Source organism: Actinoplanes sp. NPDC023801 (assembly GCF_040639655.1).
Lineage (GTDB): Bacteria > Actinomycetota > Actinomycetes > Mycobacteriales > Micromonosporaceae > Actinoplanes.
Genome location: NZ_JBFAAI010000003.1, coordinates 454858 through 469615, shown reverse-complemented (window position 1 = coordinate 469615; position 14758 = coordinate 454858). Strand labels below are relative to the sequence as shown.

The 14758-nt window shown below is 69.0% G+C and carries 9 protein-coding genes and 2 pseudogenes; 5 read left to right on the top strand and 6 right to left on the bottom strand.

What is annotated here, in order from left to right; translation table 11 throughout:
- Nucleotide 1 precedes the first annotated feature (1 nt).
- The 3 genes and pseudogenes from AB0G04_RS09155 to AB0G04_RS09145 all read right to left on the bottom strand — a co-directional run bounded on the left by AB0G04_RS09155 (nucleotide 2) and on the right by AB0G04_RS09145 (nucleotide 2357).
- Nucleotides 2-853, bottom strand: coding sequence for a cobalamin B12-binding domain-containing protein (locus AB0G04_RS09155; protein ID WP_360979366.1), 852 nt, complete (start codon nucleotides 851-853; stop codon nucleotides 2-4).
- 15 nt (nucleotides 854-868) lie between these two features.
- A pseudogene (locus AB0G04_RS09150) lies at nucleotides 869-1042 on the bottom strand (B12-binding domain-containing protein); the annotation flags it as partial.
- Between the two features lie 170 nt (nucleotides 1043-1212).
- Nucleotides 1213-2357, bottom strand: a pseudogene (locus AB0G04_RS09145) (IS3 family transposase).
- A 351-nt stretch (nucleotides 2358-2708) separates the two neighbouring features.
- Here AB0G04_RS09145 and AB0G04_RS09140 point away from each other — a divergent pair.
- Nucleotides 2709-3611 carry a hypothetical protein gene (locus AB0G04_RS09140; protein WP_360979087.1) on the top strand — a complete coding sequence of 301 codons (903 nt, stop codon included), beginning with the start codon at nucleotides 2709-2711 and terminating at the stop codon, nucleotides 3609-3611.
- Between the two features lie 231 nt (nucleotides 3612-3842).
- Here the strand turns inward: AB0G04_RS09140 and AB0G04_RS09135 are convergent, their stop codons facing one another.
- From AB0G04_RS09135 to AB0G04_RS09125, 3 genes are all read right to left on the bottom strand, one after another.
- Nucleotides 3843-4112: an integrase core domain-containing protein gene (locus tag AB0G04_RS09135; RefSeq protein ID WP_360979084.1), complete on the bottom strand. Its 270-nt coding sequence runs from the start codon at nucleotides 4110-4112 to the stop codon at nucleotides 3843-3845.
- 88 nt (nucleotides 4113-4200) lie between these two features.
- Nucleotides 4201-4377 carry an integrase gene (locus AB0G04_RS09130; protein ID WP_360979081.1) on the bottom strand — a complete coding sequence of 59 codons (177 nt, stop codon included), beginning with the start codon at nucleotides 4375-4377 and terminating at the stop codon, nucleotides 4201-4203.
- Between the two features lie 162 nt (nucleotides 4378-4539).
- Complete coding sequence (locus tag AB0G04_RS09125) at nucleotides 4540-4827, bottom strand: hypothetical protein (protein ID WP_360979078.1); 288 nt, start codon at nucleotides 4825-4827, stop codon at nucleotides 4540-4542.
- Nucleotides 4828-5056: 229 nt separating this feature from the next.
- On the opposite strand from AB0G04_RS09125, the gene AB0G04_RS09120 reads away from it, so the two are divergent.
- From AB0G04_RS09120 to AB0G04_RS09105, 4 genes are read left to right on the top strand one after another with little or no spacing between them, the layout of a single operon-like run.
- Nucleotides 5057-11965 carry an RHS repeat-associated core domain-containing protein gene (locus AB0G04_RS09120; RefSeq protein WP_360979075.1) on the top strand — a complete coding sequence of 2303 codons (6909 nt, stop codon included), beginning with the start codon at nucleotides 5057-5059 and terminating at the stop codon, nucleotides 11963-11965.
- Complete coding sequence (locus AB0G04_RS09115) at nucleotides 11962-12291, top strand: hypothetical protein (RefSeq protein WP_360979072.1); 330 nt, start codon at nucleotides 11962-11964, stop codon at nucleotides 12289-12291. Before AB0G04_RS09120 ends, AB0G04_RS09115 begins: the two co-directional genes overlap by 4 nt.
- Before the next feature lie 29 nt (nucleotides 12292-12320).
- On the top strand, nucleotides 12321-13565 hold the full coding sequence (locus tag AB0G04_RS09110; protein WP_360979069.1) for a S8 family peptidase: 1245 nt from the start codon (nucleotides 12321-12323) through the stop codon (nucleotides 13563-13565).
- On the top strand, nucleotides 13562-14593 hold the full coding sequence (locus tag AB0G04_RS09105; protein WP_360979065.1) for a Dyp-type peroxidase: 1032 nt from the start codon (nucleotides 13562-13564) through the stop codon (nucleotides 14591-14593). Before AB0G04_RS09110 ends, AB0G04_RS09105 begins: the two co-directional genes overlap by 4 nt.
- Nucleotides 14594-14758 lie beyond the last annotated feature (165 nt).

Genomic DNA, 14758 nt, shown 5'->3' with positions numbered 1-14758 from the left:
GTCAGCTGTTGTGGGGCGCGGGGGTGGCCGTCAGCCGTTGTTGGCCGGCCGCCAGGATGCCTCGCGTGCGGGGTTGCTGGTGGAGCCGCTCGGACAATGTCGCGAGCGCGACGTGTACTGGCTCCGGCGGCCAGTGGTGGGCAGTGCGTAGTTGGCGGAGCCAGTCGATGAAGTCCGTGAAGATGGTGTGGTCGTCGAGGTAGACCGCGGCGGCAAGGAAGTCGAGGAGGTAGTTCAGCTCGGCGATCGTCTCGTCCATTCGCGTGGCCCAGTGCCGGCGCAGCAGTGTCAGCTCCAGCCGGAAGCTGTCCAGTATGCTGTCGATGAGTTGCCAGCGGCCCTGGTCGAGAACGGCGTACTCGCCGTCCTCGGTGAGGTTGGTGGTGCGCGGGGCCGTGGATGGCCTCGGCGGCCATTGGCTCAGTACCGTTGCGGCGGACAGTGCATCGGCTGCCCAGGCATCGGCGGCCATCTGACTTGCGTACCGGCCGTTCGCGCCGATGCCGCGGCCACCGATAAGGCTGGGCACGCCCGCTTTGCGGGCCGCCTGCAGGCACCGGTGAGCCTGGGGCAGGTTTCCGGGCAGGGTCACGCTGAGCAGCAATGCGTCAGGTTTGCGCAGGCCCAGGTAGTGGCTCAGTTCGCTCGGCGGCACGTTGGCGCCGAGGAACTCGATGCGCCAGCCGTGTAACTGCAGCACCTCTGCGACCAGCCGTGCGGGCAGTGCGTGCCATTCCCCTGTTGGGCAGGCCACCACGATCGACCCGTGGTGTCGCGCGGGTGGGGTGCCTGCCCCGGAAACCGTGGTCACCAGCCGGTCGGTGATGTAGGCGGCCACATGTTCCTGTGCCACGGAGATCTGGTGGTGCTGCCAGAGTTCGCCGATCTCTGCCTGAACCGCAGCGATGAGGTCGACCAGGACCCGTTGTGGCTCCTGGCCTGCGTCGAGCAGGGTGCCCGCGAAGCGGAGCGCAGCTACCTCGTCGGCATCCAGGAGGTGGCGAAGGAGCTGCTGTCGTTCACCGCTGCTAATGGCCGGCACTGTTTCCTCGCCTCCGCTGTGCTTCGCCCGTAAGCAACCAGCAAAACACAACGAAGCGGGATAAAACTCGCTCACCTCTAACGCTGGCTGCTGTACTGATCCTTCTCAGCCCGAGCGGGTCCAGCCTTGGATGATCTTCCCCGGGTTCCGTGGAGCCGTGACAGCTGGTTCTATGCGACCGACAGGGTGGTGTGGAGCCTTTCATATTCGTTGGGTGTGAGCATGCCCAGCGAGCTGTGGCGGCGTTGCCGGTTGTGGAAGATTTCGAGGTAGTCGAAGATCGCGTTGGCGAGTTCGATGCGGGTCTTCCACTTCTTGCGGTTCAGCAGTTCGGTCTGCATGCGGCCCCAGAACGACTCCATCATGCCGTTGTCGTAGCAGTCGCCGATCGTGCCCATCGAGGGCACCAGGCCGGACGCGCGGGCGCGTTCGGTGAAGGCCCAAGAGGTGAATTGCACGCCGTGGTCGGAGTGGATCACGGTGGCGTCGGGGCGGCGGTTGCTGATGGCCATACTCAGTGCGTTCGTGACCAAAGCCGAGGTTTGAGAGGCGTCGATGGACCAGCCGACGACACGGCGGGAGAACGAGTCGAGTACCACCGCGCAGTAGACCTTGCCCTCGCGAGTGGGATGCTCGGTGATGTCGGTGACCCACAACAGATCCCGGGCCGCACGGGTGAACTGGCGATTGACCAGGTCGCTGGCGGTGGGAGTCTCACGCAGCGGCCGACGGTAGCGGTGCGTGGGCAGGCCTTTGATCCCGGCGCGGCGCATCAGCATTTCGACCGCGTTGTGTCCGACGATGATGCCATGGCCGAGGCGGAGTTCAGCATGAACCCGCCCTGCGCCGTAGGTGCCGCGGGAAGCCGCATGGACCGCGCGAATTCTTTCGGTCAGCCACGCATGGCGCAGCGAGCGAGCTGATGGCGGCCGGCTGCGCCAGGCGTAGTAGCCGGACACTGACACGTCCAGCACCCGGCAGCACAGGTCGACGGAGAACCCTTCAGCGGCCAGGGTTTGATGGCCGCGTAGCGGGCTTTTGGGGGCACCGCCTCCTTCAGCAGCTCCGCGGCGCGGCGATGGATCGCCAGTTCGGCGTCGAGTTCGGCGATACGCCGGCGGGCTTTGCTCAGCTCGGCCAGGTCGGTGGACGTCACGCCGGGCAGTTCGCCGTTGTCGATCGCTTCCTGCCGGCGCCAGACATAGATGGTCTGACCGCTGATCTGCAGGTCGTTGGCAAGCTGGGTGACGGTCCTGCCGGCTTTCAGTAGGTCGAGGACTTTACGACGGAACTCGGGTGGATAGCTTCTCGGCACGAATCTCCTCCAGGAGCGACCGGGCATAGAAGATCACGCATGTCGACTCCACGGAACCCGGGGAAGATCAGCAGAAGAAGCGTTGGCACTGCAACTACCAATCCGGCCGTTCTGGGTGGTGATGAATACGCCGTCCCAGGGGTCGTGCAGATCGCCACCCCTGTTGTAGGGGTTCGGCGCTGCGGCGTAGCTGGGCCGCGCGGACGTGGGCGCGACGATGCTGGCGGCTGCACGCCCCGGGCGTCACGTTAAAGAAGCTTTAAGGAATGCTTGCTCAGCGTCATGAACTGCTGCCACATCATTGCTCGTATATCTCGGCACAAGCAGTACCGAGACGAACAGGAGCCGTGCATGTATCGACGCGGAGTCAGCAGCCGGACGCGCAAGCTGGTGATTGGCGGTGCCGCCGCAGCGCTGCTCGGCTCGGCGCTCGCGGTCGGCACGGGGATGAGCCAGGCCGCTGAACAGGGCAACGCCGGAGCCGGCTCTGGTGACATCAACGCTTTGGTGCCGGCGCTGGGGTTCAGCCCGGGCAATCCGAACGCGACGGCCGACCGTGTGGGGCCTACCGGGGTAAAAGTTCCCGGTCGCTGCCCACCCACTCAAGCCCAGGTGAACGCGCAGGTAGCGCTCAAGAATGCGAACCTTCCGAGTGGAACGGATCTCGAAAGCCGCATCCAACGCTTTGAAAAGACCTTGTCGGCGATTCAAGACTTGAAATGCCCCGCATCGTCCACGACTTTGCTGGGCCGCTTGAATTCCTTGACCGCGCTGCGCGCAAACGCGAACCGCGATAACATCCTGCGTGGTTTGGGTTTGAACGAAACGCCCGCGGATAAAGCCGCCACAGGATCCGGTGACGCGGCCGCGAGTGGAGCGACGGGGGACGCCGGAGCCAGCTCTGGTGACATTAACGCTTTGGTGCCGGCGCTGGGGTTCAGCCCGGGCAATCCGAACGCGACGGCCGACCGCGTGGGCCCTACCGGGGTAAAAGTTCCCGGTCGCTGCCCACCCACTCAAGCTCAAGTGAACGCGCAGGTAGCGCTCAGGAATGTGAACCTTCCGAGTGGAACGGATCTCGAAAGCCGCATCCAACGCTTTGAAAAAACCTTGTCGGCGATTCAAGACTTGAAATGCCCCGCATCGTCCACGACTTTGCTGGGCCGCTTGAATTCCTTGACCGCGCTGCGCGCAAACGCGAACCGCGATAACATCCTGCGTGGTTTGGGTTTGAACGAAACGCCAGCCGGATAAAGCCGCGAGGAATGCGGCGCCGCAAAACGCGCCAGCGAAACAAGCGGCTCGCAGAGCTGCGCCGCGGACAACGGCAACCTGATCCTTCGCGGATCCTGATCCACCGCACGGAACCGCCTCGCCGGAGGCCCTCGCACCACGGGGGTCTCCGGCGCGTCCGTGTGTGGGTCCTGCGCGCGGTGATCTTCGGCACGCTGGCCGTGCGGATGCCGATAATGCCATCCGTGCTGTTCAGGCAGCATGCTCATATTCGTGGAGGAGTCCGCCGAGCCGATCATGTCGGTGGATGCGGAGCCGCCCGAGGGTCGCCGGGCCGGTGGTTGGCTCGGGTAGCGGTGCGCGTGGTCGGGCGTTGGCGATGCCCCGGTGCGGCCGGTGGTCGTTGTAGTGGCGTTCGTACTCGCGCAGGGCGTACAGCAGATGCGCCTGGTTGAAGATCAGGGTCCGGTCGAGTAGCTCATGGCGGCAGGACTGGATCCACCGCTCCATGATCGAGTTCATCCGGGGCATCCGGACCCCGGTGAGCACGACCTCGATACCGGCGTCGGACAGGATCGCGTCGAGCAGGGCCGGGTATTTGCCGTCTCGATCACGGGATCAGAGACTGCACCTGGCAGCCGGTGTCCTCCATGTCCATGACCGGGTTCCGGGCAGCCTGCGCGACCCAGGCGGCGGTCGGATGGGGCGTGACACCGAGAACCCGAACCCGGCGGCTGGCGTGCTCGATCACGGCCAGCACGTACAGGCGGGCGCCGGTCAGCGTCACGGTCTCGAAGAAGTCCGCCGCGATGATGGCCTGGGCTGGGGAGCGCTGGAACGTCGCCCAGGTGCTGTTCGTGCGGTCCGGTGCCGGGCGAGGTCAACCGGGCGTAGCGGGGAGCGTTCGAGAGCCGAGGTGCGCCTCATCGCGAATGGGATGACGCCCGGGTCAGGTCGCTTTCTTGAGGCATTCGAGGATCTCGGGCCCGGCGCTTTCGGGTGGGGCTTCTCCGGCCAGGAACGCCTCGCGGGCCTTGTCGGATGCGTCGGTCGTGTACCAGTCCGCGATGCAGTCGACCACCGCTTCTGGGGCGTCCGCCATGTCGGGATCGGCCCGGATCTTTGCGACCACGGCGGCTCGGTCGGGCCTGTCTGAAGAGCAGGCGGCGGCCGACAGCAGCAGAGGCGACAGGCAGGACGAGATCAGCAACGCGGCGATCCGGCGGTGTGCGGGCACGGCCGCAGCGTAGCCCGGCGCGTTCCCGGCCGGTGCCCGTACCCGCCAAATTTCATCGTCATGTGTCAATTTTTAAACCTTGGTTACTGATGTTTGAGGGTTTTAGCAGCTGGGTCGGCAGCCGTACGCCGGTGGCGGAGAAAAGGGGGGCGGCGGTGGGCGGATCGTTTCGGTTACGTTGACGGCGATCGATGGGAAGGTCCATTGGTCTGATCTTTCGGGGGGATCAATGCGGTTCCGTCTGCCTGCTCATCTGATCCACGTCGCGGTCGCCGTGACCGTTGCGGTCGCCGGCCTTCCGGCCGCGGCGGCCGCTCAAACCGCTCCGCCAGGGCAGCATCCGCCAGCGGCGAACGCGGCCGCGGCGGCGGCGAACGCGGCGGCGGCGCCCGGGCCTCGGGAGTTCTTCTACGACGCCGGCGGACAGCTGGCCGGAGTCACCGATCCCGCTACCGGGTCGGCGGCCTACCGCTACGACGATGCCGGCAATCTGCTGCGCACCGAGCGGATCGAACCCGGCGCGGTAGCTGTGTTCGCGCTGGTGCCCGCGCGGGGCCCGGTGGGGTCGTCGATCGAGATCGGCGGTGCCGGGTTCAGCGCGACGACCAGCGCCAACGAGGTGACCGTCGACGGCATCGCCGCCGCGGTCAGCCGCGCGACCACCGGCCGGCTGCGCATCCAGATCCCGAGCGGCGCCACGGACGGCGTGGTGAAGGTGAGCGTCGGCGGCCACTCCGCCACGAGTCCCCGGCCGTTCCGGGTCGAGGACGGCGCGCCGGTGCCGGGCATCACCACCCTGTCGACCGACCGGGGCAACAAGAACGACCTGGTGACCATCACCGGCACCGGCTTCGACACCGACCCGGCGCGCAACGTGGTGATGTTTCACCGGACCACCGCCCGGGTGCAGGAGGCGAGCGCCACGACGCTCAAGGTGCGGGTCCCGGCGGCGGCGCAGTCCGGGAAAGTGTCGGTGCGTACGGCCGGCGGCACCGCGGAGAGCGCGGGTGACTTCTACGTTGCTCCGCGTGGCTTCGTGATGAGCGACCTGGTGCCCAGCGGCCGGATCAAGGCAGGCAGCCCGGCGCTGACGGTGACCGTGCCGGCCGGCAAGGCGGCGCTGGTGCTGATCGACGGCGTCGCGGGCGAGAACCTCAACCTCAAGTTCGACGGCAACACCGTCCCCAAGCGCTCGGCGTTGTGGCTGTACCAGCCCTACGGCGGCAACTTCGCCCGCGGGGTGCTCGGTGACCCCCTCGACCTGTGGTCCGGCGGCCCGCTCAGCCAGGACCTGCCGAAGCTGACTGCGACCGGCACCTATGCCATGGTCATCAAGCCCAACGACGGCGCGTCGGGCAGCATGCGCATCACCGCGTCCAACACGCTGAGCGGAACGGCACTGACCGCCGACGGCTCCGGGGTCCCGTTCCAGATCACCGTGCCCCAACAGCCGTTTCAGACCACGTTCGCGGCCACCGCCAACCAGTGGATGAGCTTCGGCCTCACCGAGCTCAGCGAGCCGGCCAACACGTACGTGGTCAAGGTGACCGCGCCCGACAATTCGGTGTTCACGTGGCAGGCGTCGCTGACCCGCTACACGCCCACGATGGTGTTCAAGCCCAAGCAGACCGGCACCTACAAGCTTTCCATCACCTTCGGTGCGAACGAGCTCGGGTTCGGCCGGGTCTGGCTGTCCACCGTCATCAACGGCGCGACGATGACCGTCAACGGCTCATCCGTGCCGGTCGCCATCCAGCGTCCCGGGCAGTCCGTACGACTGCCCTTCGCCGGCACGACCGGTCAAGTGCTGCAACTCGGCTACACCGACAACACGCTGCAGCAGAACGACCGGCCCGCATACCCGGCGGCGATCATGGTGGAGCCCGACGAGGTCCAGGTGACCCTCGAGACCGGGTGGGCCGAGTCGCGGGACATACCCACGCTGCGCAAGACCGGGCAGCACAGCATCTTCGTCACGGGCTGGCACGCCGTCGGCGGCCTCAACGCCTGGCTGTCCACCCGGGCCGAGGGCGGCGAGCTGCCGGTCAACGCCATGAAGACCGTGACCGTCGACCGGCCCGGCCGCGACGTGTGGCTCGACTTCAACGGGGTGCAGGGCCGGCCGCTCCACCTCGGCACGACGGACCGGTCCCTGCCCGGTGAGGTGAACCTGCGCCTCTACAAGCCGGACGGTTTCCTGGTTTCGCTCGGCAGCGGCCGCTCCATCGACATCGCGGCGCTGCCGGTCACCGGCAAGTACCGGCTACAGGTCGATCCGGAGTCCGCCGGCAAGGGCACGCTCGCCGTGGTTGCGGCCGAGCCGCGCAACGTGGGCGCGCTGACTCCGGACGCGCCCGCCACCAAGGCGGATGTCGCCCTGCCGGGTCAGCGCATCGTGGCCACGTTCACCGGCACCGCCGGCCAGCGGCTGTCCTTCGGCGCCACCGGCGACATCGACTTCGTGCTGACCCGCATCTACAAGCCGGACAACGCCCAGCTCGACTTCTGGGGAACCATCGATCTGCGCTACGGCATCGACCTGCCCGCGCTGCCGGCCGCCGGGACCTACCGCATCGAGCTGACCCCGAACAACGCGGGCACGGGCGCGTACAACCTCCTGCTGTCCTCGGAACTCAACCTCGGCAAGGCCGAGGTCGGCGGCGCGGCCAAGAGCTTCACGATCGCCCGGCCCGGCCAGAACGGCCTGATGACCTTCGACGGTACGGCCGGAGTCGCCACCCAGATCACGTTGTCCAATCTCAACCTGGGCGGCAACACGATCTACTTCACGGTCCTGGACCCGGCCGGCGCGGTGCTGGCGCGGCGCTGGCGCATGTACTACTTCACCGAGCTGCTGCCCAGCCTGCCGACGACCGGCACGTACACCCTGATCTTCGACCCGGGCAACGGCGCGACCGGATCGTTCGACATGGCCGTGCACCGCAAGGCGGCCGCGGCGGCTGCCAAGGCGCCCTTCAAGGAGGAGCCGGGCACGGCCGGGGCGGTTCTGCCCAGCTGCGTCACCGGCGCCGAGCAGAAACCGGCGCTGAGCGCTCCTGTCCTGCAGCAGCCCGGTGAGCCCGCTGCGGCTCCCGCGCCGCCACCGGCGACCGCGCCGGCGTGCGAGGACACCGGCTGGACGCCCGACGCGAAGAACCTGGCCGGCGTGGACTGGTCCACCCGCCGTGCGCCGGCGCCCACCCGGGAACGGGCGCTGCAGTTCCCCGCCGGCGTGACCGGTGTGGTGGGCCGGGTGCTCGCCACCGGAGGCAACCCTCTGGGCGGTGTCACCGTCAGCGCCCGCGGCAAGACTACGACGACAGGTGCGGACGGCCGGTTCGCCCTCGCCGGTCTCCCGTCCGGGCATCTCGCGCTGCGCGTCGACGGGCGGAGCACCACGGGTACCGCCCGCGGGACGTACGGGGTCTTCGACATCGGCGTGGACGTCACCCACGGTGAGGTACTCGTCCTGCCGTACACGGTCTTCCTGCCGAAGATCGACGTCCGGGCCACGGTGTCCGTGCCGAGCCCGACCACCCGCGAGGTCGTGCTGACCACGAAGGCCATTCCCGGCCTCGAGGTGCACATCCCGAAGGGCACCGTGATCCGCGATGCCGACGGCAACGTTGCCCACGAGCTGAGCCTGACGCCGATCCCGATCGACCGGCCGCCGTTCCCCCTGCCGCCCACCCGCGTCCCGGTGTACTTCTCCGTCCAACCCGGTGGCGGGGTCCTCTTCCCGGAGGGCGCGCGGATCGTCTATCCGAACTACACCAGGGAAGCGCCGGGCACCCGGACGCAGTTCTGGAACTACGACCCCGACGTCAAGGGCTGGCACCTGTACGGCCTGGGCACGGTCACCCCGGACGGCAAGCAGATCGTCCCCGACCCGGACGTCAAGTTCTACCGGCTCACCGGCGCGATGACCGCGGTGCCGGGCATGAACCCCGCCCAGAACGCGCCCCGGCCCAACGGCGCCCGGGTCGGTGACCCGGTGGACCCGTCCACCGGACTGCTCGTGGACGAGACCGTCGACCTGACCGTCGACGACATCGTGCCGATCGAGATCAAGCGCACCTATCAGCAGGGCGACGTGGACACCCGGGCGTTCGGCGTCGGCACCAACTTCGACTACGGGCTGTTCCCCTGGTCGCCGGGGCAGATCGGCAACTTCGACTTCCAGCAGTTCGATCTCGTCCAACCGGACGGCAGCAAGATCCACTACTTCCGGACGTCCCCCGGCAACGACTACGCCGGCGCGATCTTCAAGGCCGACCCCACACCGACCCGGTATGACGGCTCGACCGTGGCCTGGAACGGTGACGGCTGGGACGTCAAGCTGCGCGACGGCACCGTGTACGTGCTCGGCGACGAGTCGCCGGTGCAGGAGATCCGTGACAAGTTCGGCAACACCACCACCATCACCCGGGCCACCGCCGCGCCCGGCACCGACGGCAAGGTCCGCCTCAACGGCGCGGTCACCCAGATCACCTCGCCGAACGGCCGATGGGTGAAGTTCAGCTACGACCAGGCCAATCCGCCGAAGATCACGTCCATCGAGGACAACATCGGCCGCAAGGTCGGCTACACCTACGACACCGGCAACCGGCTGTCCACCGTCACCGACACCCGCGGCGGCGTCACCCGCTACACGTGGGAGAACGGCCTGCTCAAGAGCATCACCGACCCCCGCGGCACCGAGTACCTGGTCAACACCTACGACGCGAACAAGCGGGTGAAGACCCAGAAGGGTCCGGACGGCGGTCTGATCACCTTCGACTACGTCACCTCCGGCACCTCGGTCACCGAGACGACGATGACCGACCCGGAGGGCAACAAGCGGCGCTTCACCTTCAACGCGCAGGGCCAGGTCCTCACCGACACCAAGGCGTACGGCACCAGCCTCGCCCAGACCACGACCACGACCTACGACACGTCCGGCGTCCGCCGCGCCGCCACGGTCGACGCGCTGAACCGGCGCACCGCCTACACGTACAACGCCGCCGGGCAGGTCAACAAGATCACCGTGCTGGACGGCACCGCTCAGGCCCGGAGCGAGACGTTCGACTGGACGGGGCCCTACGCCGAGCTGACCAAGCACACCGACGGCTACGGCAAGGCGACCGTCTACGAGATCGACGGCAAGGGATACCTCAAGAGCGTCACCGACCGGCAGAATCGCAAGTCGCTGGTCACGACGGACGCGGCCGGCCAGGTCACCCGGCTCACCGACCCGGCCGGCAAGGCGGTCACCACGGTGTACGCCGGCTCCGACGCGGTGCAGACGACCGACGAGGCCGGCAACATCAGCCGCACCGCGTACGACGGGATCGGCCGTCCGGTCCGGGCCACCGACGGGCTCGGCGTGCGCACCGACACCACCGTCGACGCGGCCGGCCTGGTCCGCGCCGTCACCGACGGCCTCGGCCGTACCACCCGCTTCGACTACGACGCCAACGGCAACCGCACCGAGGTGACCGACGCCCGCGGCGGCACCACCCACTTCGGCTACAACAACCGCGACCAGGTCGAGACGGTGACCGATCCGGCCGGGCAGTCCGAGGCCTACGAGTACGACCTCAACGGCAACGCGGACAAGCACACCAGCCGCCGCGGCGTGGTCACCGAGAACGCGTACGACGAGCTCGACCGGCTCCAACAGCGCACGGTGGCCGGCGGCGGCACGATCGCCTACGGCTACGACGCGGGGAACCGGCTGCGCCGCACCGAGGACAGCGTGTCCGGCGTGGTCACCACCGACTACGACGATCTGGACCGGATCACCGGCGAGGGCACACCGCAGGGCAGCGTGGCCTACAGCTACACCGCCGCGGTTCGTGATCGGACCCTCACCGTCGCCGGGCGTACCGCGACCCGGCACCTGTACGACGCCAACGGTGCCCTGCAGGAGATCCAGCAGGGCGGCACCGCGGTGACGACCGTCGGCCGCGACGTCACCGGCCGCGCCGAGCGGGTCGGCGCCCCGAGCACCGGCATCAGCCAGACCTATGCGTACACCGACGCCGGCCAGGTCAAGACCATCACCTACCGCAACGGCACCACCGTGCTGGGCGACCTGGGCTACGAGTACGACGCCGCCGGCCGGCCGATCCGCGTCACCGGCACGTACTCGCGGACCGCCCTGCCGCCGGAGTTCGGCCCGGCCACCTACGACGCCGCGAACCGGATCGAGAAGGTCGCCGACACGGCGGTCACCCACGACGCCGACGGCAACATCACCTCCGACGGCGTCACCACCTACACCTGGAACGCGCGCGGCGAACTCGCCGCCCTGTCCGGCGCCGACCGGAGCGCATCCTTCACGTACGCCACCGACGGGCGCCGCACCGGGCGGACCGTCAACGGTGCCACCACCACCTATCTCTACGACGGCACGAACCCGTTGCAGGAGAGCGTGAACGGTGCCGTCACCGCCACCATGACCAGCGCGGGCACCGACGGCTTCCAGCTCCGCGAGAGCGGCGGCACCACCCGGCGCTACCTCACGGACGCGCTGGGCAGCACGGTGGGCCTGGTCGACACGACCGGGGCCGGGGCGGCGTACTCCTACGAGCCATTCGGCGCCACCACCGTCACCGGCACCGACAACGGCAACCCGTACCGCTACACCGGCCGCGAGGACGACGGCACAGGACTCTACTTCTACCGCGAGCGGTACTACAGCCCGGTTCTGCAACGGTTCCTCAGCGAGGACCCGATCGGTTTCGCCGGCGGCCTCAACCTGTACGCCTACGTCAGCAACCAGCCGACCCTGCTGACCGACCCCACCGGCGAGAAGCCGGCCAACCCGGGCGGTGGCTCCGGGGGCACCGGCGACGACGGCTACATCCCCGGCTACTACCTGCTGGACAAGGGCTTCAAGGCGCCGAAACAGACGACGCCGGGCACCCGGGTCATCGAGGGCACCTACAACAACAACCGTGGCCCCGGCGGTGAACGGCAGGAACCGTGGACCGCTCATTACGATCAGTACGGCCGGCTCATCGGGCGCACCGACTACAACGCCGGACTGCCGGGCCAGGGCATCCCGGACACCCATTACCACCGGTTCGTGTACGGCCCCGGAAAGAACGGCCACGAGATCGAGAAACACGTACCGGGAGAGTTCACGCCATGACCATCGATCCACTGGCGGCCTACGACGCCCTGCTCGCCCGCGCCGCGTGGGTGATCGGGCGGGTCGAGATCGACAACGCCGCCGACGGCCTGCGCCTGTCCATCCAGGCGCGGGCCACCGCCCCCGGGGCAGTAGAGGCACCGGTGCTCCGCTTCACCGGAGTCACCGGGCTCGAGTTCCACCAGGAGGCCGGCGACCTGCCGCTCGGGCTCCAGATCGTCGACATGGCCGCGGACGGCTGGGAGGACCTGCGCTGGCGGGTCACCGACCCCGAGTACGGGATCGCCTCCTTCTGGTGCGCCGGCTTCACCGTCGGCGAGCGCTGACCACGAGTACGCACATGGGGGAGGACACGATGGGAAGACGTACCCGGCGACTCGCCGGAACGGTGCTCGCTGCCGCGGTCGCCGTCACGCTGACCGGTGCTGCCGGCAGCGCGCCGGCGGCGCCCTTGACCGGCCCGGTGTACATGCCGGCCGGAGGGGCCGTCAAGGACCGCTACATCGTCACGCTCAAGGACGATGCGGGACCCGCGGCCCTCGCGTCGGACTCGGTCACCGACCGGTACGGCGGGGAGGTCGTCCACTCGTACGGCACGGCTCTGCACGGCTTCGCGCTGCGAGCGACCGAGACACAGGCCCGCCGGCTCGCGGCCGACCCCCGGGTGGCCCGGGTCGAGGCCGACGCCGTCGCGTACGGGACGACGTCGCGGCCGTACCCGTTGTGGAACCTCGACCTGGTCGACCAGCGCTCGTCCGTGCTGGACGACATGTACAGCTCTCCGGACTCGGCGGGCAGCGGTGTGACCGCCTACGTCATGGACACCGGCATCCGCACCACGCACAGCCAGTTCGGCGGGCGCGCAACCATCGGCGCCGACACCGTGCAGGACGGCTGGAACGGCCAGGACTGCAACGTCGACGGGCACGGCACCCACGTGGCCGGCACGGTGGGCGGAGCCACGTTCGGCATCGCCTCGCGGGTGTCCATGGTCTCGGTGCGGGTGCTCGGCTGCGACAACACGGGCCTCAACAGCGAGATCATCGCCGGCGTGGACTGGATCACGCAGAACGGCGTCCACCCCGCGGTGGTCAACATGAGCCTGGGCGGCTCGCGTTCCACCGCACTGGACACCGCTGTCACCAACTCGATCAACGCCGGCTTCACCTATGTCGTGGCGGCCGGCAACTGGAACGCCAACGCCTGCGACTACAGCCCGGCGGCGGTGCCCGGCGCGATCACCGTCGGGGCGAGCAACTCGATCGGGGAGCGCGCGACCGGCTGGGGTGGCACCCAGTCCGGCTCGGACTACGGCACGTGCGTCGACCTGTTCGCCCCCGGCCAGGAGATCCGGTCGGCCCACAACGCCACCGACAACGCCACGCGCGTCCTCAAAGGCACTTCCATGGCGGCACCGCACGTCGCCGGGGCTGCTGCACTGCTGCTCGCCGACCAGCCGACACTGACGCCGGCCCAGGTGGCCGCCGCGCTGACCGCCAGCGCCACTCCCGGTGCGCTGCGCGCGGACACGCTTCTCGGCTCACCGAACCGGCTGCTCTACGTCGAGCATCCACCGGTCGAGAGCCTCCGCCGCCGATGACCGGCCCCCGTCGCCGGACAGTGCTGGCCGCCGGGCTCACGAGCGCGGCGGCCGGCCTGACCGGCTGCTCCGATCCCGCTCCTCCACCCGTGCAGACCGCCCCCAGCGTGCTCACCGGTAACCCCGTCGTGGTCGCGCCCGTCCGCCGGGCCGCGGTCCTGACCGCGTACGACGTCACCGCCGCCGAACTGGCGGCGCCACTGTCCGCCCTCGAGGAACACCTGCGCGGCACGGCCGCCACGATCGCGGTAGGGGCGTCGCTGTTCGACGGCCGGTTCACGATCGACAGGCCCCGGCTGCTCAGCGAGATGCCGGCCTTCCGGGCCGACGTGCCCGACCCACAGTGGTGCCACGGCGATCTGCTCGTCCAGGCTGTCGCCGACGACCTCGAGCAGCTGCGCGCGCTGACCCGCCCCTCCGTGCCGGGCCTGCGACGGCGATGGAGCATCGAGGGCTCCCACCCGAGCGCGCCCGGACCCGGCACCCGTAACGCGTTCGGTTTCCAGGAAGGCCTCGGCAACCCGGATGCCGCCGACCGGCAGCTGATGGGAGAGCTGATCTGGGTGCAGCCCGGCGACGGCGAACCCGCCTGGTGCACCGGCGGCACCTATCAAGTGGTCCGGCTCATCCAGATGGCGATGCCGACCTGGGACTCCGATCCGGTCGTCGAGCAGGAGCGCGTGATCGGCCGGCACAAGGACACCGGAGCTCCCCTGAGCGGGCAACGACAGACCGACGAACCCGACCTCGACGGCGAGGCGATCGCCGTCGACGCCCACATCCGCCTGGCAAACCCGAGAACGCCGGACAGCATGGCCCACCGCATCCTGCGGCACGGCTACACCTACCGGTTGTCCGCGGAGAACACCGGCCAGATCTTCATCTGCTACCAGCGGGACGTGGAGAAGGGCTTCGCCACGATCCAGCGCCGCCTCGCCGGCGAGGCGCTGGAGCGGTATCTGCTGCCGTTCGGCGGCGGCTATTTCTTCGTCCTGCCACCGGCCGGCGTCCGGGCACTCATCGGCTGACAGGCCGCCGGCTCCGGTGAGTTCACCCGGTCACCAGCGCGCGGCTCGCCGAGCGGCGGCGGGGCCGGCGTCGGCGGTAGCTGTTCACCGGCCGGACCCTGAGCCGATGCGGCCGGACGACCTCACCGACAGATTCGACGGCGGTGCCCTCAGGGTGTTTGGCGA